A 21,590-nucleotide genomic window follows, 5' to 3' on the forward strand; every position below is an offset into this window, starting at 1 on the left:
AAGCGCGGGACAGTTTCTTCCCAGTTTGCAGCATATCCTGAGGTACACCATTGCACGTTCCGTAATTGCCTGTATATTTGAAGGTTATTTGATTCTCATTCATCATGTACGGTTTAACTGTGTTCAATAACTGAAGGGCTTCTTGCTCACCTTGCGCATCGGCATGACGAACCCACCCAAAAATAATGCTTATAATGGACATACAAATGATCGATAATAACCAAGATTTCTGCATATAAAAAGGCACCTCTTTACTAGAATCTTAATCTCTAGTAAAAGGATGCCCAAATCTAGCAAATGTTAAACAGAGGAGGTTTTCTCAAGCTCTTTTTCTCGTCGTACGATTTCTTCCATGGAAGTGTTAAGTGCGGCCTGCGGACCAGGGAAGTGATTTTTATAATAAGCCAAATCCATAACGATCAGAAGAATCAGCATCCCAGCTACGGCATAGCCGGCCATTTGATTCGGAGGGATGACCATGACGATACAGATGAAAACGATCCACAAAAGCGCGACTACAGAAATGAACGTGCTGTATTTTCCGAGATTCCACGGACCTAGATGCTTATCTTGAAATCTGCCTTCCGCTTTGGCTCTCAGCTTGAGATAGATCGGAATGCCGTAAGCCACATATAAGCCCACAACACTGACCGCAGTTAGGAACGCAATCGTCGTGTAAGTCGCATCCGGATTCACCATTTTGATGATGTAGTCGATGAAAGCGAGCAGGAACGAAAGAATAATGGCCAGCCAAATGGCTTTGGCAGGTGTACGGTATTTCTTCGAAATTTGCGCCCATTGATGGCTCAGCGGCATCCCTTTGTCACGAGAGAAGGCATACATCATACGTGAGAAGGAAGTGATAGAAGCTAGACCGCAGAACCACATCGCGGCGGTGACCAGCCATAGGATAACTGATCCGAATGTCCCACCAAGTGCTTGGCTGATGACATAGATGAACGCATTGCTTGAACCGGCAGCGGCACCAGCATCCTTGATGGACAAGGTAACAAAAGCAAGCATTACGAATCCAATGACAAACGAGTAGGCAACGGATGTGAAAATACCCCAAGGTGCTCGCACACGAGGGTTGATAGTTTCTTCGATCGTATGAGCGGAGGCGTCGTAACCCGTAAATGTCCACTGCGCTTGCAAAAGTCCGATTAGAAAAGCAAACATATACGGTTTATCCGAGAACGTTTCGCCCACTTTGAACAAATAATCAACAGGATTCAAGTTGCCTTTGGTGAAAAAGGCAAGTGACAAAACCAGCACCGCCACCACAGCAATATGGTACCACGCCGAGAAATCGTTCAGCTTAGAAACGATACGAATCCCAATATGATTCAGAATACCATGAGTAAGTAGTATGATCGTGAAACAAATCAACACGGTTGTATTACTGGATTCATAACCGAATACACTCGCGATGAGCGGATCGGCGAATAGCGCTACCGAATAATCGATTCCAGCCACAATCCCGATTTGGCCGATCAGATTGATCCAGGCGGTGTACCAGCCCCAGCGTTTGTTTTTCAAAATAGCCGCCCAGTGATACAAGGCACCAGCCGTCGGAATAGCCGAAGCAAGCTCAGCCATTACTGCCGCTACAAACATGACAAAAAGGGCGACGATCGGCCAGCCAAAGCCCATCATACCCGCACCGCCATAGGTTAATCCGTGGCCGTATAAAGATACAGCGCCAGTAAGAATGGAAATGATGGAGAATGAAATCGCGAAATTGGAAAATCCGCCCATACTACGCAGTAGTTCCTGGGCATAACCGAACTTGTTTAAATCACTTTTGTCTTTTTCATGATGATTGGAAGGGTTGCTCATCTTTGATCCTCCTCATCAAATAGATACGATTTTGTACAAACAAGTCACCAGTCTCATTTCCCTAGGAAACTTTCATGCTTGCTTTCATCGAATTCGCGAATGCTTTTGTTGGCGATTCTGACAATCCATAAAGCAAACAAACACGTTACCGCAATAATTACGATGCCAATCGTCAGTTCCATTCCGCCTCACCTCCTTCACGGTTAAATTTCCAAGTTGACACCGCTCGTCTTTTGCTCAAGCATTTTACTCACGATGGTGCCGATATGCGCACCGCCTTCCAGGGGAGGGGTACCCCCGCGATGAATGTTGGAAATCACCGTACGGTCGCTCTCCACAGTGCCTTTACGCGGTTTGTAACAGATGTAGGCACTAAGCGATTTCGACGAAACAAGACCAGGTCTTTCCCCGATCAAAAGCACAAGAACTTCCGGCTGGACAATTTCGCCGATGTGATCCATGACAGCGACCCTACCGCCACGGACGAAAAACGGAGTACCTGTGGATAACCCGTAAGCACTCAGCGAATCAAGCAGCGCAGGATAGACATCGCCCAAATTGGCATCTACCGCATTAGCGCTCAGTCCATCCGAAACGACTATCTGCACCTGCGGCTTCATCTTGCACCTTTTCTGAATTTCCGTGATTCCTTCTTCGGTAACAATACGTCCCATATCGGGGCGTTTTAAGTAGTTTTCCGTATTCTCGTACCGAGTTTCCACCGTAAACAAACCGAATTCGTCCAAAAGCGCCTGACTCGCTTCACCATATATGGAATCGACAGCAGCGGCATGGTCACGGCGAAATTTAAGCACCTCTTTGGTGAGCGCCCTCGTTCCCGTACGCCATACGCCGATACGTGCCGGGGTGCTGGCGAGCAGTTCATTCATCCCTTCCTCCCATTTGGGAGTTGGTACTTTAGAGGTGAATGTGACCAAATCGGGGGCTGGGTTCAGTTCCGACACCATTTCTACGCGGGTAGACGGCTGCGCTTCCTCGTTAACCAGATCAGGGTTCATAGAGCGAATGGCCGCCGGATTATCAGCAGCTTTTGATGCAGACAGCTTCTTCTCAAGCTCTGCCATCACCATATCGACAAGCTGATCCATGGGGACAGCTTTATTCATGTTTGTTCCTCCTTACATAAAAAGGGTCGGATCTCCCGCCAGCGGTGTTAATCGGCCATTTTCCATGATCCCCATTTTAACCAGCCATTGTTCAAAAGCCGGGGCTGGACGAAGTCTCATCAATTCCCTCAAAGTAGCGATATCGTGGTAGCTGGTAGATTGGTAATTGAGCATACAATCATCTGCCATGGCTACACCGATCAGGTAATTAACGCCTGCAGCGGAAAGCAGCACCGCTAAATTGTCCATATCATTCTGATCTGCCTTCATGTGGTTGGTGTAGCAAACATCTACGCCCATCGGCAGCTGCTGAAGCTTTCCCATGAAATGGTCTTCCAAACCGGCCCGAATGACCTGCTTGCTGTCATACAAATACTCAGGTCCGATAAAGCCAACAACCGTGTTGACGATAAATGGCTTATATTTTCGGGCAAGGCCATAACAGCGGGACTCGAGCGTGACCTGGTCGATACCATGATGCGCTTCGGCTGACAATTCGGAGCCTTGACCCGTTTCAAAATACCACAGATTCGGCCCTGTCCCTGTGCCTTCCCTGGCAATGAGATCATCTGCTTCGTTAAGAAGAGCAACATCGATACCGAACGCTTTATTCCCGCCCTCCGTGCCGGCCAAGCTTTGAAACACCATATCGGCAGGAGCGCCTTGGCGAATAGCGCGCATCTGGGTTTTGATATGCGCCAAGACACAATTCTGCGTCGGAATCTGCCACTTCTCCATCACTTCTTTGGTGACCTGCAAAATATTTTTGACGCTTTCTGCTGAATCGATAACCGGGTTGATACCGATAACCGCATCACCGATCCCATAACTTAAAGCTTCAAATAAAGCGGCCTTAATACCCTGAATATTGTCCGTAGGATGATTGGGTTGGGCCCGACCGGACAGCACTCCCTTTTGGCCAATCGTAATGTTGCAATGCGATGTGATTTCCATTTTGGATGCGGCCTGCACAAGATCAAGGTTACTCATTAATTTGGCGGCAGCGGCTGCCATCTCACTCGTTAAGCCACGAGAAAGCCTGCGAATTTCATCATTTCCCGTTTCTTGCCTCAGCAAGTACTCCCGCAACTCAGCCACCGTCCAATTGCGAACCTCGGTATATATCTTTTCGTTTATCCCGTCCTCGATTACCCGCGACACTTCATCGATTTCCGGCGGCAGCAGCGGATGATTACGGATATCCGCCAGCGTCAAATCGGACAGAACCAGCTTGGCTGCAATCCGCTCCTTCGCATCTTGTGCGGAGATACCGGCCAACTGATCGCCTGATTTCTCCTCGTTTGCTTTCGCCATGACTTCCTTTAAATCTTTAAATTGAAAGGTAGTACCAAGCAACGTAGTCTTCAGGTTCACTGACTTATCCCCTCCGCTCTGTTGTGAAAGGCCAACGTCTTAACAACGACAGGGATCATGATCCCTGAAATCGGCGTGCCCAAATCGATATAGTCCCCATGCTCTACACGGATTTGATCGATGCATACGACTTTCGGACGTTGTCCGCAGCGCTTAGCCAAGGATTGACCGAGCGCCTTCGCGATATCCGTTTCACAGATAACCACTATGACTTCGCCGCAAGGAAAATATTGAACAAAACTTGCATGCAGCCGATCCGCTAAGTGCTGAAGCGATGTGTACGTAAGATCATTCATTCCTGACAAAGCCAGCCCGAATGGAGGTGACTGATCCCGATCAAAGAGGCTTACGCCGCTTTTCATGATCGCATCCAACGCTTCCGCAAGCAGTCCAGTTTGCTCAAGCAACTGTGGTGTTATATCAAGCCCCAGTACGGGCAGATTGCGTATCGGCAGCAGCGATGCATCCAATTGCACCGTAGCGCCGCTGATTTCCGTACTCTGCATCCCGGCACCGATGACAGTCGCTCTGACCGTTTGATCCGCTTGGATGAGCCGGATGGGATATTGGCCCGATAATTCCTTCCAAGTGTGTGCTAACAAAGGGCCGATATCCTGATGGACCGCCACATCCACCAAGCTTTCCGGTTTCTTCGCCTCCATCAACAGGCCGATGCCTCCGGATACCATCCATTCTCCAATGGGAGGCATTGACGCAAGCGGCTCGCCGCTCAGCAATGAACGAAGTGATTCATCATGCTCAGGAATGATCTGCCCGGCTAAGTAATCCATCATGCAGTAGCACATTCCCATGCAGATTTCTTTTATGAGAGTAAAGCTAACCGTGTCGCCAGCCTTTATGTTGTATCCGCTAGTCCTCAGCCACGGACGAATCGATGCAGAGATGTCTATAACTAATCCGTTCGAGTCTAATTGGATGAGCCTGCCCCCAACGTGAAAGGTGACCGTTCCAATCAGTTTGCCTCTTTGAAAAATAGCCGCATTCGCTGTACCTCCGCCGATATCGATATTGGCGACTGCGCCTCGAATATGCATGGAACGGCGCTCCGCACCGGCGCCTTTGCCGGCAAGCAGCCCTTCTAGATCAGCACCTGCGGTTGCTACAACGAAATCGCCCGAGCGTTCGGCGAGCAGATGCAGAATTTGCCTCGCGTTCGTTTTATTCGCCGTTTCTCCGGTAATGATCACCGCCCCGGATTTCAAATCCGCCGGACGGATTCCTGCCTGCTCGTACTCTTTGGTCACGATTTCCCATATGCGCTCAGCATTGATTTCATCGCCATTCTTCAGCGGAGTGCTGTAAAGCGGACTCGCATACAGTAATTCCCGCTCCGCGATCTCAAATCGAGGCAAGCTGAGAGCACCCGACGAGCGTACTAATTTCAAACGGCTAATCACCATTTTGGTCGTACTCGTTCCGATATCTAGGCCGACACTTGTGATCCACTGGTTATGCATTTCCCCATTCACCCGTCCTGTGCCACACTAGATAATGATTCCAAACCCTCCGTGAGCATGAACGCCGCCAGCTTTGAAAGAGGAATACGCGTAGTCATGCTCGCTTCACGCATTTTCTTGTAGGCTTCTTCCTCATTTAAGGCGTATGCCTGCATCACGATGCCCTTCGCTTTCTCGATCACTTTGCGCTCTTCGATGGATTGCTTTAGCTGTTTGATGTCCTGTTTCAGTGAATCCATCTTTTCTTTTTGACTCAAAGCAATTTCCACAGCGGGCAGCAAATCTTCCTCCGACACTGGTTTAACCAGGAAAGCGGCGACTCCCGCCTCGCGAGCATCCTTCACCAATTCCTTTTGGCTGTATGCCGTAAGAAGTAAAACAGATGTATCCTGCTGCAGCTTGCGTATAATTTGGGAAGCCTTGATACCGTTCATGACTGGCATTTTAATATCCATGATGGCTAGGTCCGGTTTTAATCTGGCAACGAGTTCTACCGCTTCCTCGCCATTTTTGGCTTCTCCCACGACCCAATATCCACCCTCCTCCAGCATTTCGCGAATATCCATGCGAATGATCGGATCATCATCCACAACAACGATGGCGTTTTTCATGGCTATTCGTCCTCCTTCTGCTGCGTTTTGGAAAGCGGAAAAGTGATATGAACGTCCGTACCCCGCTCATCCGAAGTCATATTGATGATACCGCCGAGATTCTCTTCCACCAGCGTTTCTGTGATTTTCAAGCCAAGATGCCCTTTCCTGTCTGAATGGATTGCCGCTTCAATTCCGATGCCATTATCGGATACATGGACGCTGATGAAGGTGCCAATAAATTGCAGGGAAATGTCGATATTCCCGGTACGTCTCTCCCCAAAAGCATGCAGCACGCAGTTCTGCACAAGCTCATTGACAACAAGCGCAAGTGTCGTGGCAACGTCTGACTGTAAAATAAGCTCATCCCCATAAATTTTCGGATAAATATTCTGATCCGGTTTGGAAGAGGATGAGATAATGTTCTTCGTAATGCGGTCCACCACATCGTTGAAGTGGATCGTTTCAATTCCTTCAAAGGCAAGCATTTCATGAATGACGGCAATGCTGTTAATGCGGTTGATACTATCGCGATAAACTCTCTCCACTTCTTCAAGCTTGGTTCTTCGCATCTGTAAGCGGAGTAGACTGGATACGGTCTGCAAATTATTTTTCACACGATGATGAATTTCTTTAATTACAGCGGACTTGATCACTAGCTGCTTCTCTTTTTCTTTAATATCCGAGATGTCGCGAATGAGAATAATACCGCCAACCTCCCGCTGATCCCGGTAGATGGACATGGCTTTTAGATCAAAGGAAACATGCCCGATTTGAAGCTCCTGATGGATGAGTCCTTTGTGGCCAATAAGAGGATTCCCTTCCAATCTGCCATAAAACAACTGGGCAATCGGGTATCCGTTAATCACGCCGGCATGACCGATTTCCTTTAACATTTCAGCTGCTCGGGGATTGGTGTAGGTCACACACTCTTTGTCATCAAATAAAACAATGCCTTCGTGCATAAGCGACTGCATACTGCCTTCAGACATCGCCACAGTAAGCAGCGTTTCGCTCAGCTGTTCGGTTGTTTCCATTAATCTCGTCACATTTTTCTCCTGCTCGAGCTTTTCGGAGATGTCCTTTTCCATGATCAAGGCGCCAATGACATTGCCGCCTTTTGACCGAATCGGCACGACGTTCTGCTGAATGGCAATCTGCTCCTGCGAGATGCCTCTGGATCCGATTACGGATTGCCCGGAAAGCAAACAAAACATCACGGCAGGCTCATTTTGCGCAAAAGCATATTGTCCGACGACCGATGTCTTATACAGGGATGGGGCTGAGGATGGGTGTGCCTCGGCAACCACAAGCGCTGAACCCTTGTCTGCGAGCGGGCAGTCAATAAATACATCCGATTCCGACACATCGGCTATCAATTGCAGCTGAGCAGCCATCTCCTTGATTGTCTGGGCTTCTTCCTCGCTTAAAATCGTGTGATTCCTGCACAATTCTATGATCGATGCCACCATGAATCCCTCATTACGTCGTGGATTTACTCTTGTACAATCTCCATGAGTCTTTGCTTCAGCCGTTGAATTCCCTTTGTGGAATTAGCCGACGTCAAAAAGATTTCTCCCTCCGGCAGCGACTGTCTGAGAAGGGTAATGGCTCGATCAATGTCTGCCTTCGGGTGATCGATTTTCGTTACTACCCCAATCGTTAATACAGGAAACCCCTGTTCAAACCCGGGAGGAAAATAGCTTCTGTTCCTCGCAGCATCCTGCACAAGCACAACGGAAGCAGTCTCATGAGAGGTCGCTATTAGGGAGCGATAATACAATGGGTTTTCGCTGTATTCACCGGGCGTATCAATAATCCAGTCCCGATAGATGAGACTTTGGGTTTTGGCCGCCGGCTCCGATTCCCCGAACAAGGCTTTAATTAACGTTGATTTTCCAGCACCGACAGCGCCGATCAGCATCACTTTTTTCATAATTTAAGACCTCGTTATCGGTGCAGTCGCAAATTTCAGCTTATCCTGCAAAAAAGCATTCACAGCCTCAATCGCCATCTCCACAGCGGCTACTTCTCCCGTGAGCACGAGCGAACCGGTGAACCGATCCAAATAACCGATGCCCACACTGGCCGCTTTGGTCGCAATATCTGCGGCAATGATGGCTGTTTCCGTAGGGGTAAGCGTTAAAATCCCGATCGCATTCCTTTCATCAATGCCAAGCTTCGTATACAAAACCGGGTCAGGATTGGCAATCACATGAGCCAGTGTCAGTTGTTTGCCGGGCACATATTCCTGAATCACCCTCATCTTCTGCTCTTCCATACGTCCTCCTCGGTTTCTTGAGCGACCTCATAGCTATCTACAATGCCTACAATCATTGCATCGATAGGAACCATTTTATCCGTGAACAAGGTTCGGGCCGGACTCCCTCTGGACACAATCACACTCTCGCCAACACCGGCTCCAATACGGTCTGCGGCAATGATCGGAGTGCCCGCTTCGCTGTCTTTGAAATCCATCGGCTGGATAACTAACAATTTCAAATTGTCCATGCCCACTTCTTTTTGCGTAGCCCATACACTTCCGATTACTTTTCCTAAAAACATAGGACCTCACCCTTCAGCCGTGACATATTCGATCGTGATGCCTTTCTCCTTCAGCATGTCTTGGGCTAATGAAGATATGATCGTTCTCTTGCCAACTCGTAGCGAGCGAAGAGATTTACTTTTGGATTCCCGCGCCACCCAATCCGCTGAGATGAGCCTTCCTTCATAAACGATGTGCCCGCTATCCTCGGTGCGCTCGTCTTTTTTCATGGAGCTGTCGGGTTCTGTAATTTCAGAATCTGGACGGATTTTATTCACAACCATTTCAGCCAGCTGCTTCAATGGACCAAATTCAACGCCATACATTTGCAGTTCCATTTTGTAATAATCAAAAAGGTTCACATAAGGCTTAGGCAGCGTTAGCGTTCTTAGCGTCCGTCGGTCCGCCCGCTTCAACCCGGAGATATCATCGCCGATGAGTACAAATTTATTCTGAACCAACGTGGAAAAGATGATTTCCGATATGATGGTCCCTTTCATGCCAAGAGCGGCCCTTGCCGCATTATCAAGATCAATTTCCGGGATCACGATTCCCTCATATTCAAGAGGTACCTCTAGTGGAGACGGTGCGAATTCATCGGATGCAATCGTTTTTCCGCGACCGCCGCATTCAATTTGGTGCTTCCCCAGCCAAGAAGAAGCTTCGCCATCCAAGAACAAAATATCATGATTAACCTGGTGATTATTTAACCATATAAAATGATCGGTAAAAGCCTCATGAGCCGTACTGTCGTAAAAAATGTAAAGCACCTTAGGTCGCTTGGCCGCTTGCTTCTCCAATGAGTCAATGAGCTCACGAACAATAGATTCGACCATTTGCTTGATCTCCACCTAGAGCTGCCTCCTTTCGGCGCACGTGATTTCACCGTTTTTGCCGATCACCCGAACCTTATCCCCAGTATTCAAATGGGCAGCATTCGCTTCATCCAAGTCGATATGAAAATCCAGCGAAAATTGTGCGCTAACCCTCACGATCGTATCAGCAAAAATAATCGGCCGCTCCCCCATTGCTTGGACAATGAGGCGATCTCCTTCGTTGACCTGAAAAGTTTGGGCATCTTCTGGAGACATGTGCACATGATTTTTGGCAATGATCAATCCCTGCTGCAAAACGACCGTTCCGCTCGCACCGACGAGTGTAATACTTGGTGTGCCTTGGATATCACCGGATAATCGGACCGGGGGATGAACGCCCAGCTCAAATCCATCTGTACGCGAGATCTCCACTTGGGTCGCTCCACGTGAAGGACCTAGGATGCGGACATGTTGGATGATTCCTTTCGGACCAACCAATGTCACGGTTTCGCGCGCAGCGAACTGCCCCTTTTGAGACAGCTCACGAAGTGGAGTTAACGCGTAACCAGCGCCGAACAACGCTTCAACATGCTCGGGAGAGAGGTGAACATGCCGGTTTGACACGCCGACTGGAATAAGCTTGAGCCCAATATCCTGGCTTCCCGGAAGGATTGTTGACTCCGTCGGGGCCACGCGCCGCAAAGAGATTCCCCTATCTTTCAAAAAGTCAGCGGCTGCTGGTGTCAGCTTATCCCCGTCCGTTATCGGAAACGGATTTGGCAGGCCTTTAACCAGCTGAGTACGCAAGTGCGTTTCCGTAATAAGCGTCATAGACGTTTTTAACCTTCGAGTTTAGGTAGAATGAACTCAATGTCAGAATGCGGACGGGGAATAACGTGAACAGAGACAAGCTCTCCCACTTTTTCCGCAGCTGCAGCACCTGCATCCGTGGCCGCCTTTACAGCGCCAACATCTCCTCTGACCATGACCGTGACCAGTCCTCCGCCAACATGAACTTTACCGACCAATCTCACATTCGCTGCCTTGACCATGGCGTCTGCCGCTTCAATTGAACCTACCAAGCCTTTCGTTTCCACTAAACCCAAAGCTGCCATTTCTCCTGCCATTTGAATTTCCTCCTCCGGTTATGTATGCAATTGCATTTCGGAAAGCACGCTTTTAATGATCTGCGCAACTTCATCACGCGTAATACCGAGTTTATTAGAGCTTTCCAAACTTTCCGCGACTAGCGCTACAATACGGTTCTCATCGGGCTCCGTCGGCATTTCTTTAATGCCAAAAGCAATACGCTTGATGTTCATCAAATGCTGAGGACCGATGTTGTCCGACGTGATGTTGTTGCCATAGGAACCACAGCCCAGCGTCATTGATGGCATAATCCCCGTCGTTGCACCGATTCCCCCGAACGTAGTGCCTGTATTCACTACAATTCGCGATGCTGGTTTCTCCAGCCCGAACGCTTCAATGATCGACAAATCCTCGCCATGGATGCCGAGTGTATGTCCAAGTCCTCCGAGCTCCAACAGTAGGGTGCAGCGTTGACAGCCTTCTTGCCAATCACTCACGGTATATAAAGCAAGCACAGGACTGAGTTTCTCCATGGAAAATGGATACGCATGTCCTACCTCCGACTCTTCCGCGACCAATACCCTTGCATCCTCCGGAACGGTTATGCCAGCCTTGCTAGCAATCACTTGCGGAGAACGGCCAACCACATTCGGGTTCATCCCTTTTCCAATGGTGAGGATCGAGCCGACCTTTTCTTTTTCCTCTGCGTTCAAAAAGTAAGCCCCCTGCCGCTTCAATTCCGCGACCAGCTCCGCTTTTACCACTTGATCGACGACAATCGCTTGTTCAGAAGCACAGATCGTTCCGTAGTCGAACGTTTTGCTTTGCAAAATCAGGCTCACAGCTCGTGGGATATCCGCACTCTGATGTATATAAACCGGAACGTTGCCGGGTCCGACACCGTAGGCGGGCTTGCCAGAGCTGTAAGCGGCCTTGACCATGGCGGTTCCACCCGTTGCCAAAATGATATCGGTCAGCTTATGCTTCATTAGTTCGCCGCTCGCCTCAAGGGACGGTTGCGATAGACAATGAATCAGCCCGGGCGGGGCCCCTGCCTTCTCCGCCGCAGCACGCATGACGGCTGCCGACTCCTGCGAACAGTGCAGTGCTGATGGATGCGGACTGATCACAATCGCGTTTCTTGATTTAAGTGAGATCAGGCATTTGAACAAGACAGTCGATGTCGGGTTTGTTGAAGGTATAATCGCAGCAACAATACCGACTGGTTGTGCGATTTCCCAGACTTGCTTCACATCATCTTTGCGTATGATACCGACCGTTTGCATATCCTTGATTGCCGAAAAGACGTCTCTTGCAACGAAGAGATTTTTCGCCTTTTTATCAGCGACTTTTCCGAAGCCTGTCTCTTCTACGGCCATTGCACCCAGCCGCTCTGCCTCAAACTCCGCCGCTTCAGCCATAGCTGCTACGATGTCGTCAATTTGCGATTGCGTCATTTTCTCCAGCTGTTTTTGTGCCGCCTTCGCTTCTTGAAGGAAATGGCGGACCTCCTGGATCGCTTGTAAATCGCTATCGAGCTTCATGTTATCGGCCCTCCCCCTCCATCCCCGTGAAAAGTCTGACCAATTCGGCTTTGCTTACCAATTGGATATCCCGACCGGTTATGGGGAATTGGGGCGTATTATGCGCAAGCTCTCTGAGCTGTGCTACGGTCATTTTACTCCAATTCGGTGCACTCACTTCCGGCGTCGCGATAACCTTATTGAGCTCCTCCTTCGGTGAATCTTTCGGCTGGTTTTTGGCCCAAACCTCCTGAATCATCGTGTGTACAGCAGGATCAGGTCGCGGAATAACATGTGTGGATAACAGCTTGCCCACTCTCTTCGCCTCTGCCGCACCTGCATCCACAGCAGCTTTGACCGCTGCAACATCGCCCAAAATATAGATCGTTACGATGCCGGCATCCACTTTTTCATAAGTCGTTACCTTCACATCCGCTGTTTTGGCTGCAGCGTCTGCGGCTGCAATCAAGGCAGGCAGACCGTAAGTTTCGATCATGCCCAAAGACATCAATCTTCTATCCATTTGTAAACACCCGCTTCTTTTCACCCTATTTTCTTAGGTTCTCGAGCAATGCTTCGAACAGCTTCAGCGAACGCTTCTGCTGCTGCCGTACAAGCAGACTGACTGCCTGTCAATAATCCTCCCGCAAAGTTCGTCTCCGTCGGAGGGCCATAAAACTTGCACATGCGTACATCAGCCGCCTTCAGTGCGGCATCGAGTGCGTAAACGGCTTCGAGTGGCGGAGCAATCAAATAAGCAAGAGGCTCTCCTTCTTGAATTTCCGCCAATGCGGACAAATAAGAACCTGTTCTGGAGACAACATGAGCATAGTAAGCATGCGTTCCCTCGTCGTTGAGGGAGTAAAAACAAGCTCCAGTCTCCATCACTTGGATAGCTGCATCTAGCCCGCTTCTTACTTCTGCAGGCGATGCACCGCCTATGATCCCTATAAATTCTCCTGATAGCGGTCCAGAAGCATGACCTGATCCCGCATAGAATGAACGAGCATACACAACTTCAACTGCTGCATTCTTCGTTGCTTCATCGATTGCCGTATAGCCCACATCATCGATGCTGGACGTTAACAGACCAAGGCTGCGAACGCCCGGCTTCAATTCCAACTGAAGTGCCAAGCCAGCATCCACATTAGGGATGATCCTAACGGCGAGCGGAATGGCTCGAATTTGTTGTTGTTTCACTCCTTTCACCTCTTTACCTCGAATGAATGAAAACAAAAAGGTGCCCAGGTGCAGAGAACGACATGTCGCTCTTGGACCTAAGGCACCTTTGCCTGCTATTTATGCTTTTGTTTATGGATATGCAGGTTGTACAAGGAATATTCCGTTTCTATTGATGAAATCTATATCTCTTTCATTACTGGATTATTCGACAAAAAAACCCATCCGTAGACGGACAGGGTTTAATCATAATCAATATTCACTTTTCGGAGACCATACCCACTCAATAAACTCCCCCGCCGACAAAGGCTTGCTAATCAAATACCCTTGAACGCCATCACAACCTTGCTCGCGCAAGTAAGAAAGCTGTTGATCCGATTCGACTCCTTCGGCGATTACTTTCATGTTTAAGCTATGCGCCAATTTGATAATACCGCTTATGATCAATTCGTCTTTTGGAGACATGTTTAAGTTATCAATAAAAGACTTGTCCATTTTTAAATAATCGAATGAAAAATGTTTCAAATAGCTGAGTGAAGAGTAACCCACTCCAAAATCGTCGATGGAAATAGATATACCGAGCTCTTTTATTTCTTCAAGCACTTTCATTGTATGTTGGGTGTTCTGCAGCAGCATGCTCTCCGTTATCTCAATTTCAAGCCACTGAGGATCTAGCTCCGTTTCCTGCAAAATTTGCCCAATCGTACGGACTAAATGATCATTCTGCAATTGAATGGAGGAAAGATTCACCGACATCACGATAGGAGGAAACCCTGCATCCTGCCAAGCTTTATTCTGCCTACATGCCGTCCTTAACACCCATTCCCCGATGGGCAGGATCAATCCACTCTCTTCAGCGATCGGAATAAACTGAACCGGCGACATAGGTCCCAATTCTTGATTATCCCATCGAATGAGGGCCTCTACTCCGTTAATTTTATCAGTAGTCAAATCGATCTTCGGTTGAAAATGCAAATAAAATTCTTCGCGAAGGATCGCTTTGTGCAAATTAGAATGTATCTTGTGCTTGGCTTCATTGAGCTCTTGAATATTTTTGGAATATACACTGTAGGTGTTTCCACCGGATTCTTTGGCCCGATACATAGAGGCATCTGCATTTTTGATCAGCGTTTCCACATCGGTCCCATGTTCAGGATATATACAAATCCCTATACTGGTCGTTATATATAATTCTCTATTGTGTAAATAAAAAGGTTCAGCTAATGCTTGTAAGATCACATCGGCAACTGGTATGACCTCATCTGTATGGCTTAGATTTGAAAAAATAACCGTAAATTCATCGCCCCCCAGCCTAGATACGATAGATCCTTCAGGAACAGCTTGGATAATGCGTTTGGATACATCAACTAATAGAAGATCACCTGTATGATGCCCCAGCGTATCATTTACTTGTTTGAATTTATCTAGATCAAGAAACATTAATCCGGCTAAGGAGTTGTTATGAGCTTTTTCCAATGTTTCCGCCATGCGCTCCTGAAAGTTGCTTCGGTTCGGTAACCCGGTTATTTCATCAAAGTAAGCCATTCTATGAATAATCTGTTCGGCTTGCTTCTGCTCGGTAATATCCTTAGCAATTCCATAGACCCCAACTATTTGATCGTTCACTACCGTCGGACCACAAGTTATGAACATATCACGGCTTGTACCCTCTTTTGTTAAAAAGCCCATTGTAAATTGTTGAGGATTTCCAAGCAGCGCTTGTTCTATATGATATATAGCTTCTTGTTTCCCTGTAGAAACCACATATTCGAATAAGTTTACATCCAATATAGACTCTGGGGAATAGCCAAGTAATTTTTCTAACATCGGGTTAATACTCGTAAATTTACCTAATAGATCTAATGTAAAAACAATATCTGGATTACGGTCAAATAAAGACTGGTAGCGTTGTTTGCTTTCTTCTATTTTAAAAATATGCTTGTTATACGCTGAGATTAGGAAGTTAATAACTAGCATGAGGAAGGCTGAAATCATAACCTCAATAAGAAGATCAATAGCATTAGCAGACTGAACTAGATGATACAATAGAATGGTTAGTACCAACAAAGAAACTTGTACGCCATAAACTTTCTTTAACGCTATTTCACTGAAAAAAGAAGCTTTATTTACAAACTTCATGATCCCCGCACGTATTATTAAATTAACGTTTTCAAAAACGAACGTAATACCCAGAATTTGAACGATAAGTGGAAATTGATTCATAAATTTCAAACTAACCGCCGCACACACCATACTAATAAAATACATTCCTAACGTTGAAAACAAGCGAAACCAGTTAATTTTATAGAAGGGTTTGCTAGCCGACAAAAAAAACATGAGTGTGCTGAATATAATCGGAACCGTGCTTGCTGAGATACCTTTTGAATACGTTAAATAAAGAAAACTTAGTGTTGCACCGTTATACCAGAATCCATTAGGTAATTTTGTCGGAAATAGATCAACTATTACTATTAATAAACATATTATTATTATAGACTGCCAATCCTTATTGGATTGAATAAATCCGAAACCGACATATATCGTATATATTCCGGTTAAGAATAATACCAAGGTGTACAAATTTTTGTCCTTCATGCTACTCCCTCTTTGAAGTGGTTCTTAATAGAAATCGAATAAATCCGAATCCTACAAAAACATCCCCTATACTTATTACATGTTTGAAAAAAGGAATCCAATCTCCCAACCACCAAAAATTAGATGTATTCATTAGTTGATGTCGGGGATCATCTGTATCAAAAGCAGAGCCATTATACCCAGACAAAATCATAGCCTTTTCTGATACAGGCATTAAACCACCATGTATACTAATCGCTATTAAATTAAGCACAGCCCCAAAACATATAAATATAATTCCTGGTAAATGCCTGTTCATCCATAAACCTAAGATCATAATAGCAAACGAGAGTTCAAGTAGAATAGGATAATCGCGCTCAGTTCTATTACCTAACCAAAAAATAAAAATTTGAAACGCAAAGGTGCCGATCAGTAAGTAGGGCATTCTGAAAGCTCCAAAGGAATCAACAATTGTCAATAAATTGCGTTTCAGAATGATACAAAGAAAAATGCCAGCAAGTATAAAGTAAATCATATATGTTCATTCCTTTATATAAAAAATGAAAGGAACTAGGTATCACCTAGCTCCTTTAAGGGATTATGGTCCCCATGGAAAAGGTACAACTGATGAATAAACCATAGCTGCCAAAACAAGAGTCATAAGTATCCAATTCTTCCAATTTTTCATTTCATTTCCTCCCCTTTGTTTGAAAAGAATGTCTAGTTAAATGGAAAAATCCATTAAAGAAATTATACTTTTAATGGATTTTTTATACAATGAAATTATTCAAAATATTCATTAGTTCGATATAAAACGACATATAATGACATATTAGCCAAACAAAGGTCCGAACGTTTTGTTATGAACCTGAACATCAATTCGGAACGTCCCCTCTACATCGTCATACCATTTACAAACATCCGCATATCCCAAGCTATCATTGGAAATCGAAACCCAAGCAAGCTCTGTGGTTGTTTTGAACCTAAAAACCTTCCAAGTAACGCATTGGAAGGTTTTTACTGTACTTATTATTCAGTGAAATCGTTTAAAGAGTCCTTATTCTCCACGTGAAACCAATCAAAATCGACATACCCGCTTCCGAGAGCTTCACCGAACTGAAGGCAAAACAATCCAATCTTCGCGCCTACCCAGCCTCCCGGCACAGCGTCGAACGTGTCGCCCAACGGCTCATACGCCTCACCGTCGAAGCTATACTGGAATAAGCATTTCGCCTCCCGTACGATAATTACACGTAGATAAACAGTTGAAATATCCGCAACGACAGCAGCATCCAACCGTTCCGACGCCCCCTCCTTGCTTCCTTCACCGCTTACAAGCACGATCCGCATGCCTGCCTCGGACGACTCTAATGAGACATATCGGTATTGGTGTCCGAATACCGTTAGCCCTGCGCGTTCTATGCCTGACCCCGCATGCAGTGTCAGCTTCGTCGTCACCGTAAGCTCAGGCGCAGGCAGCTTTTGACATAAGACGTTAGGAGCATCGTATAACGTCGATGCTCCTTGCGGCAGAGGATGAGCCATAAGCCGCAGCTGTCCGGGACTTGCCGTGAGTGAGAGCCATTCCGGCCTGCTGTTTCCTTGCCATTGCCACTGGAGACCAAGCGCCGAGTGGTCAAACTCGTCAGAAGTAGCAGGTACGGCAATAGGCCAACTGCTTCCTGTATTAGGCTTCCGATACTCGGATACCGGCTCGCCGATCCCGTCTCCGTTCGAATCGATACCCATCGTCGGCCAATCGTTCTCCCAGCCCATCGGCTGCAAATGAATAATGCGGCCGTACGCCTCACGATCTTGGAAATGCACGAACCACGACTCTCCCGAATCAAGCTCTACGTATCCACCTTGATGAGGCCCGTTAACATCCGTATGTCCCTGATGCAGGACAATCTTATCTTCATAAGGGCCATATATGCTGCGCGACCGCAATATAACTTGCCAGCCTGTTGACACACCGCCAGCCGGCGCGAAAATATAATAATAGCCATTGCGCTTGTACAACTTCGGGCCTTCCATTGTAGGATGGTCCACAGTTCCATCGAATACGATCTCCCCCTCATCGAGCAGCGTCGTTCCATCCGGCTTCATACGGCACATATTCAATTTATGCTTGATGCCGCACCTGCTGTTGGCAAACGCATGCACCAGATATGCCTGTCCATCTTCATCCCAGAATGGACAAGGATCGATCCAGCCCTTTACGGCCTTCACCAAATGTAAGGGGGACCAAGGTCCTGCTGGATTTTGCGCGGTCGTCATGAAGATCCCCTCGTCAGGAGCACCGAAATAAATATAAAACGTCCCGTCGTGGTGGCGGATGCTTGGTGCCCATACACCGTCTCCGTGGCGCACGCGCCCTTCAAAGCCATCCGGCAATTGGTCTATCGCGTGCCCGATGAGCGTCCAATTTACCAAATCGTTCGAGTGCAGAATCGGTAAACCAGGCGTGCTGACAAAGCTCGAGGCTGTCATGTAAAAGTCGTTCCCAACCCGAATAATATCCGGGTCCGAATAATCCGCGTACAAAATCGGATTTCGGTAAAAGCCGTTGCCTAAGTCTGCTGTCCAAACAGACGATGGTACAGGTGTCATTTTCATTATTGGCGAATCCCCTTCTGGAGTTTGATAGTTTGAGAGTTTTAGAGTTTTAGAGTTTTAGAGTTTTAGAGTTTTAGAGTTTTAACGAATGGCATTGGCTGCAGCAGAATGAGCTCCCGTAATGTGCACGTTTCGTTTGTCAGCTGCCGCCCCGGCTTCCTGTAGGCGGATCAGCTCCACCTTTTCGCATTGGTGCAAGGTAATGAGTGAACCGTCTTTGACATGCAAGTCCATCTGCTCTAATACAAGCTGCTTCGCATGATGACAGACGCACCCCCGATCAGCGGCAGCTGTAAGCTTATGGACGTACAACTGTTCCAGCGGCATTTCCGGAAGGCCATTGATGAGCAGTGCCGTTTGCGCGCCCGTGCAAACAACATCGATGATTTCGATACTGCGGAAAATCGGCGTCCCCTCGTTCACCGGCTCTATTTCATCTTGAGCGGTACCTGAGCCTTCCTTCCCTTCGTAGAAGAAATTGAAGGAAATCGCTTCCCCGATTATGTCAATCATTCGAATACGCTGGATGGAAATATGCTCCACAATGCCGCCCCGCCCACGTGCGCTTTTGAAGCGAAGGCCGATGTCGGTTCCGATGAAGGTGCAGTCCGTCAAGGATACATATCGCACACCCCCGGACATTTCGCTCCCGATCGTAAACCCGCCGTGTCCATGGTAGACAACACAGTTTTTGATTGCCACGTACTCGCATGGAAGACCCAGTTTGCGTCCTGCTTCGTCCTTGCCGGATTTCAGGCAAATCGCGTCATCCCCGACGTCAAACGTACAATGTTCCACGACCGCGTACCGGCACGATTCCAGATCAAGGCCGTCACCGTTCTGCCCATACCACGGATTACGTACGGTTACGTTTCGAATTGTTACATGCTCGGAAGCCCACGGATGCAAGCACCATGCCGCGGAATTTTGAAATGTAGGTCCGTCCAGCAGGATATGTCGGCATCTCCTAAAACTAAGCAGGTTCGGCCGTAAATAATCTCGAGCTGGCATATAGGCTGCCACATCCTTAACACCTTCCCGGCTAAGCCGATCGACCCATACGGCCCCTTGCATAGCGGCCTCCGACGGCCACCACATGTCGCCGGCTTCATTCGTAATACCACCGCTCTGGAGCAGCTGTACCCACTGAGGTTCCGTCATTTTCCACTTCTTTACCGGCCTCCACGCTTCTCCCCCGCCGTCAAACACACCTTTCCCTGTTATGGCAATATGTTCTTGTCCTTCCGCATCCAACGGCGATTGGCAGCGAACAGCGCCCAGACCTTCATAAGTAGACTGAATGAGCGGATAGTCGGCGAACGTTTGACTGAATCGAATGACTGCGCCTTCCTCGGCATGAAGCTCCAGTCGGCTCGCCAGCTTCAGTGGCCCTGTCAGCCAAAGTCCGGCCGGAATGATCAGCTTTCCGCCTCCCGCTTCCGTACAAGCTTGGATCGCTCGGTGGAACGCGTTGGTATTGTCCGTCAGTCCGTCGCCTACCGCTCCGAAATCGGTTAACCGGAACGTCCGATCCGGAATGTCCGGCAGGAGCACCTCCGGCATAACCCAATGAGGGATACCGTTCTCCTGTGTAAAATAAGTGCTGATCGGCAGGCCGGCGCGTATGAGCCCTTCACGCACAAGCAGTGCCATTTCACCCGCCCCGCGTTCGTTAAAGTGCGTATTGTCCGCGCAGCCGTCCGGGTAGTTCGGATGCTCGCCGGGACGAAGCCAGACGAATAACGATTTGGATCCGTCAGGACCAAGCGAAACGAGTTTCATCTCGCTTAATGTGCATAAATCGATGCAGGCGACACCTTCCCGCTGCGCCAACTGCCGGACAGCCTCCGGGTAATCACCATGAGATTGAACGTAAGTCCCCTCTTCGTTAAATTGACGCCGCTGCACCGGCGTAAGAAGAACCGGGGTAGCCCCCACGGACTTAGCAGCATTAATGTACGTTTGCAAGGTCATTTGATAGGTGCCAAAAGGCTCCGTCCGTCGCTCCGGTTCCGGCTTCTGATCGTTATGCCCGAACTGTATCAGCAGGTAGTCCCCTTCCTGCATCGCATCCGTTATTCGAATCAAATGCCCTTCGTTGATAAAGCTCTTGGAACTTCGCCCATTACGGGCTTCGTTGACGACAACGACGGAATCGTTGAAGTAACGCCCGATCATCTGTCCCCATCCGGCCATCGGTGACCGTTCCTGCGGATAAGAGGCTGCGGTGGAATCTCCTGCAATAAATAAGCGAATCGGTTTCATGATGGTACGCTCCTCGTTTGTAGGATTCAGTGAACGGCCCGCTGCGGGCCGATCTGCGAAATAACTTCTATCTACAACCTAGCACAAAATAAACATACCTCTCCACACCATTGTTGCTGTATTTGCTCAACCTTTGCAATATTTGCTCTCATACTTTTAGCATCAATCGGTAACGGTAAACAAAATCACTCTTTAGGTGATATGATCATAACAAAAATAGCGAGAACAGCCTTTCCATAGGTACCTTCATTGCTAATGACTTTGTCCTTTAGACGTATCCCCTGCACAAAAATTGCATCAGATGTTGCGCTATCCTGCAGCTTGCATCAATTCTCAGAAGTACTCGAGGTAGTTTTGATAGATTCTTATAGTTGAGATTTTATACTGAATAATGAAAGCGTTTTAATATCACTCAAAAACCGGAAAGAAAATCGTGGCTGTAACTGCACTGGCATTATCTCTCTTATCCATTTTCATTCCCGAAATAAAAAAAACCATCCCCCAAGACATAAACGAATGGTTTTGGAGTAAAGATGCTTGATCGCTAAATTGTCAACCTGGATACATATTGAT

At 47.6% G+C, this 21,590-nt stretch carries 22 protein-coding genes (1 of these 22 running past the window's edge); all 22 read right to left on the reverse strand.

The genetic code is table 11. From position 1 onward, the window contains the following. Positions 1–235 carry the beginning of a YwmB family TATA-box binding protein gene (locus QFZ77_RS01145; RefSeq protein ID WP_307434825.1) on the reverse strand. Its footprint begins 518 nt before the window's first position, so the window shows 235 of its 753 coding nt (coding positions 1–235); the start codon lies at positions 233–235; its stop codon lies beyond the left edge, outside the window. Positions 236–300: 65 nt separating this feature from the next. Further along, a complete protein-coding gene (locus tag QFZ77_RS01150) occupies positions 301–1,839 on the reverse strand; it encodes an amino acid permease (protein WP_307434829.1) in 1,539 nt (512 codons plus the stop codon). A 53-nt stretch (positions 1,840–1,892) separates the two neighbouring features. After that, on the reverse strand, positions 1,893–2,021 hold the full coding sequence (locus tag QFZ77_RS01155; protein WP_261304047.1) for a hypothetical protein: 129 nt from the start codon (positions 2,019–2,021) through the stop codon (positions 1,893–1,895). A gap of 21 nt (positions 2,022–2,042) precedes the next feature. After that, on the reverse strand, positions 2,043–2,966 hold the full coding sequence (gene eutC, locus QFZ77_RS01160; RefSeq protein WP_307434833.1) for an ethanolamine ammonia-lyase subunit EutC: 924 nt from the start codon (positions 2,964–2,966) through the stop codon (positions 2,043–2,045). A gap of 12 nt (positions 2,967–2,978) precedes the next feature. Continuing rightward, positions 2,979–4,340: an ethanolamine ammonia-lyase subunit EutB gene (locus tag QFZ77_RS01165; RefSeq protein WP_307434836.1), complete on the reverse strand. Its 1,362-nt coding sequence runs from the start codon at positions 4,338–4,340 to the stop codon at positions 2,979–2,981. Then, the gene (locus tag QFZ77_RS01170) at positions 4,337–5,818 is read right to left on the reverse strand and encodes an ethanolamine ammonia-lyase reactivating factor EutA (RefSeq protein WP_307434839.1); all 1,482 of its coding nucleotides are present in this window, start codon (positions 5,816–5,818) and stop codon (positions 4,337–4,339) included. The genes QFZ77_RS01165 and QFZ77_RS01170 overlap by 4 nt, the downstream gene beginning before the upstream one ends. 8 nt (positions 5,819–5,826) lie before the next feature. Further along, entirely contained in the window at positions 5,827–6,429 is a 603-nt protein-coding gene (locus QFZ77_RS01175; RefSeq protein WP_307434842.1) for an ANTAR domain-containing response regulator, read from the reverse strand. A 2-nt stretch (positions 6,430–6,431) separates the two neighbouring features. After that, on the reverse strand, positions 6,432–7,880 hold the full coding sequence (locus tag QFZ77_RS01180) for a sensor histidine kinase (RefSeq protein WP_307434844.1): 1,449 nt from the start codon (positions 7,878–7,880) through the stop codon (positions 6,432–6,434). Between the two features lie 23 nt (positions 7,881–7,903). Next, positions 7,904–8,344 carry a EutP/PduV family microcompartment system protein gene (locus QFZ77_RS01185; RefSeq protein ID WP_483874767.1) on the reverse strand — a complete coding sequence of 147 codons (441 nt, stop codon included), beginning with the start codon at positions 8,342–8,344 and terminating at the stop codon, positions 7,904–7,906. 3 nt (positions 8,345–8,347) lie between these two features. Then, on the reverse strand, positions 8,348–8,689 hold the full coding sequence (locus QFZ77_RS01190) for a BMC domain-containing protein (protein ID WP_047676497.1): 342 nt from the start codon (positions 8,687–8,689) through the stop codon (positions 8,348–8,350). Next, on the reverse strand, positions 8,671–8,973 hold the full coding sequence (locus QFZ77_RS01195; protein WP_307434848.1) for a EutN/CcmL family microcompartment protein: 303 nt from the start codon (positions 8,971–8,973) through the stop codon (positions 8,671–8,673). Before QFZ77_RS01195 ends, QFZ77_RS01190 begins: the two co-directional genes overlap by 19 nt. Before the next feature lie 6 nt (positions 8,974–8,979). Next, positions 8,980–9,804 carry a hypothetical protein gene (locus tag QFZ77_RS01200; RefSeq protein ID WP_307434851.1) on the reverse strand — a complete coding sequence of 275 codons (825 nt, stop codon included), beginning with the start codon at positions 9,802–9,804 and terminating at the stop codon, positions 8,980–8,982. Further along, positions 9,805–10,599 carry a phosphate propanoyltransferase gene (pduL, locus tag QFZ77_RS01205; RefSeq protein ID WP_307434855.1) on the reverse strand — a complete coding sequence of 265 codons (795 nt, stop codon included), beginning with the start codon at positions 10,597–10,599 and terminating at the stop codon, positions 9,805–9,807. It lies immediately after the preceding gene. An 8-nt stretch (positions 10,600–10,607) separates the two neighbouring features. Then, positions 10,608–10,895 carry a BMC domain-containing protein gene (locus tag QFZ77_RS01210; RefSeq protein ID WP_047676490.1) on the reverse strand — a complete coding sequence of 96 codons (288 nt, stop codon included), beginning with the start codon at positions 10,893–10,895 and terminating at the stop codon, positions 10,608–10,610. A gap of 18 nt (positions 10,896–10,913) precedes the next feature. Then, positions 10,914–12,401 (reverse strand): acetaldehyde dehydrogenase (acetylating), encoded by a 1,488-nt coding sequence (locus QFZ77_RS01215; RefSeq protein ID WP_307434866.1) that lies wholly within the window; start codon positions 12,399–12,401, stop codon positions 10,914–10,916. A 1-nt stretch (position 12,402) separates the two neighbouring features. Then, positions 12,403–12,903, reverse strand: a complete 501-nt coding sequence (locus tag QFZ77_RS01220; RefSeq protein ID WP_307434869.1) for a BMC domain-containing protein — start codon at positions 12,901–12,903, stop codon at positions 12,403–12,405. Between the two features lie 20 nt (positions 12,904–12,923). Next, positions 12,924–13,580: an ethanolamine utilization microcompartment protein EutL gene (eutL, locus tag QFZ77_RS01225; protein WP_307434872.1), complete on the reverse strand. Its 657-nt coding sequence runs from the start codon at positions 13,578–13,580 to the stop codon at positions 12,924–12,926. Positions 13,581–13,811: 231 nt separating this feature from the next. Beyond that, positions 13,812–16,154, reverse strand: a complete 2,343-nt coding sequence (locus QFZ77_RS01230) for a sensor domain-containing protein (protein WP_307434875.1) — start codon at positions 16,152–16,154, stop codon at positions 13,812–13,814. A 1-nt stretch (position 16,155) separates the two neighbouring features. Further along, positions 16,156–16,668, reverse strand: coding sequence for a DUF5317 domain-containing protein (locus QFZ77_RS01235; protein WP_307434878.1), 513 nt, complete (start codon positions 16,666–16,668; stop codon positions 16,156–16,158). Positions 16,669–16,965: 297 nt separating this feature from the next. Continuing rightward, complete coding sequence (locus QFZ77_RS01240) at positions 16,966–17,067, reverse strand: DUF4166 domain-containing protein (protein ID WP_307434881.1); 102 nt, start codon at positions 17,065–17,067, stop codon at positions 16,966–16,968. A gap of 95 nt (positions 17,068–17,162) precedes the next feature. After that, positions 17,163–18,752, reverse strand: coding sequence for a glycoside hydrolase family 43 protein (locus QFZ77_RS01245; RefSeq protein ID WP_307434884.1), 1,590 nt, complete (start codon positions 18,750–18,752; stop codon positions 17,163–17,165). Between the two features lie 81 nt (positions 18,753–18,833). After that, positions 18,834–21,017: a glycosyl hydrolase family 28 protein gene (locus tag QFZ77_RS01250; RefSeq protein WP_307434887.1), complete on the reverse strand. Its 2,184-nt coding sequence runs from the start codon at positions 21,015–21,017 to the stop codon at positions 18,834–18,836. Positions 21,018–21,590 lie beyond the last annotated feature (573 nt).

The sequence above is a fragment of the Paenibacillus sp. V4I3 genome, from assembly GCF_030817215.1.
Classification (GTDB): domain Bacteria; phylum Bacillota; class Bacilli; order Paenibacillales; family NBRC-103111; genus Paenibacillus_E.

What these genes read in the sequence shown, in the direction of transcription:
- QFZ77_RS01150 (WP_307434829.1), bottom strand. Translation starts at nt 1,839, where the DNA reads ATGAGCAACCCTTCCAATCATCATGAAAAAGACAAAAGTGATTTAAAC.
- QFZ77_RS01155 (WP_261304047.1), bottom strand. Translation starts at nt 2,021, where the DNA reads ATGGAACTGACGATTGGCATCGTAATTATTGCGGTAACGTGTTTGTTT.
- eutC (WP_307434833.1), bottom strand. Translation starts at nt 2,966, where the DNA reads ATGAATAAAGCTGTCCCCATGGATCAGCTTGTCGATATGGTGATGGCA.
- QFZ77_RS01170 (WP_307434839.1), bottom strand. Translation starts at nt 5,818, where the DNA reads ATGCATAACCAGTGGATCACAAGTGTCGGCCTAGATATCGGAACGAGT.
- QFZ77_RS01175 (WP_307434842.1), bottom strand. Translation starts at nt 6,429, where the DNA reads ATGAAAAACGCCATCGTTGTTGTGGATGATGATCCGATCATTCGCATG.
- QFZ77_RS01180 (WP_307434844.1), bottom strand. Translation starts at nt 7,880, where the DNA reads ATGGTGGCATCGATCATAGAATTGTGCAGGAATCACACGATTTTAAGC.
- QFZ77_RS01185 (WP_483874767.1), bottom strand. Translation starts at nt 8,344, where the DNA reads ATGAAAAAAGTGATGCTGATCGGCGCTGTCGGTGCTGGAAAATCAACG.
- QFZ77_RS01190 (WP_047676497.1), bottom strand. Translation starts at nt 8,689, where the DNA reads ATGGAAGAGCAGAAGATGAGGGTGATTCAGGAATATGTGCCCGGCAAA.
- QFZ77_RS01195 (WP_307434848.1), bottom strand. Translation starts at nt 8,973, where the DNA reads ATGTTTTTAGGAAAAGTAATCGGAAGTGTATGGGCTACGCAAAAAGAA.
- pduL (WP_307434855.1), bottom strand. Translation starts at nt 10,599, where the DNA reads ATGACGCTTATTACGGAAACGCACTTGCGTACTCAGCTGGTTAAAGGC.
- QFZ77_RS01210 (WP_047676490.1), bottom strand. Translation starts at nt 10,895, where the DNA reads ATGGCAGGAGAAATGGCAGCTTTGGGTTTAGTGGAAACGAAAGGCTTG.
- QFZ77_RS01215 (WP_307434866.1), bottom strand. Translation starts at nt 12,401, where the DNA reads ATGAAGCTCGATAGCGATTTACAAGCGATCCAGGAGGTCCGCCATTTC.
- QFZ77_RS01220 (WP_307434869.1), bottom strand. Translation starts at nt 12,903, where the DNA reads ATGGATAGAAGATTGATGTCTTTGGGCATGATCGAAACTTACGGTCTG.
- QFZ77_RS01230 (WP_307434875.1), bottom strand. Translation starts at nt 16,154, where the DNA reads ATGAAGGACAAAAATTTGTACACCTTGGTATTATTCTTAACCGGAATA.
- QFZ77_RS01235 (WP_307434878.1), bottom strand. Translation starts at nt 16,668, where the DNA reads ATGATTTACTTTATACTTGCTGGCATTTTTCTTTGTATCATTCTGAAA.
- QFZ77_RS01245 (WP_307434884.1), bottom strand. Translation starts at nt 18,752, where the DNA reads ATGAAAATGACACCTGTACCATCGTCTGTTTGGACAGCAGACTTAGGC.
- QFZ77_RS01250 (WP_307434887.1), bottom strand. Translation starts at nt 21,017, where the DNA reads ATGAAACCGATTCGCTTATTTATTGCAGGAGATTCCACCGCAGCCTCT.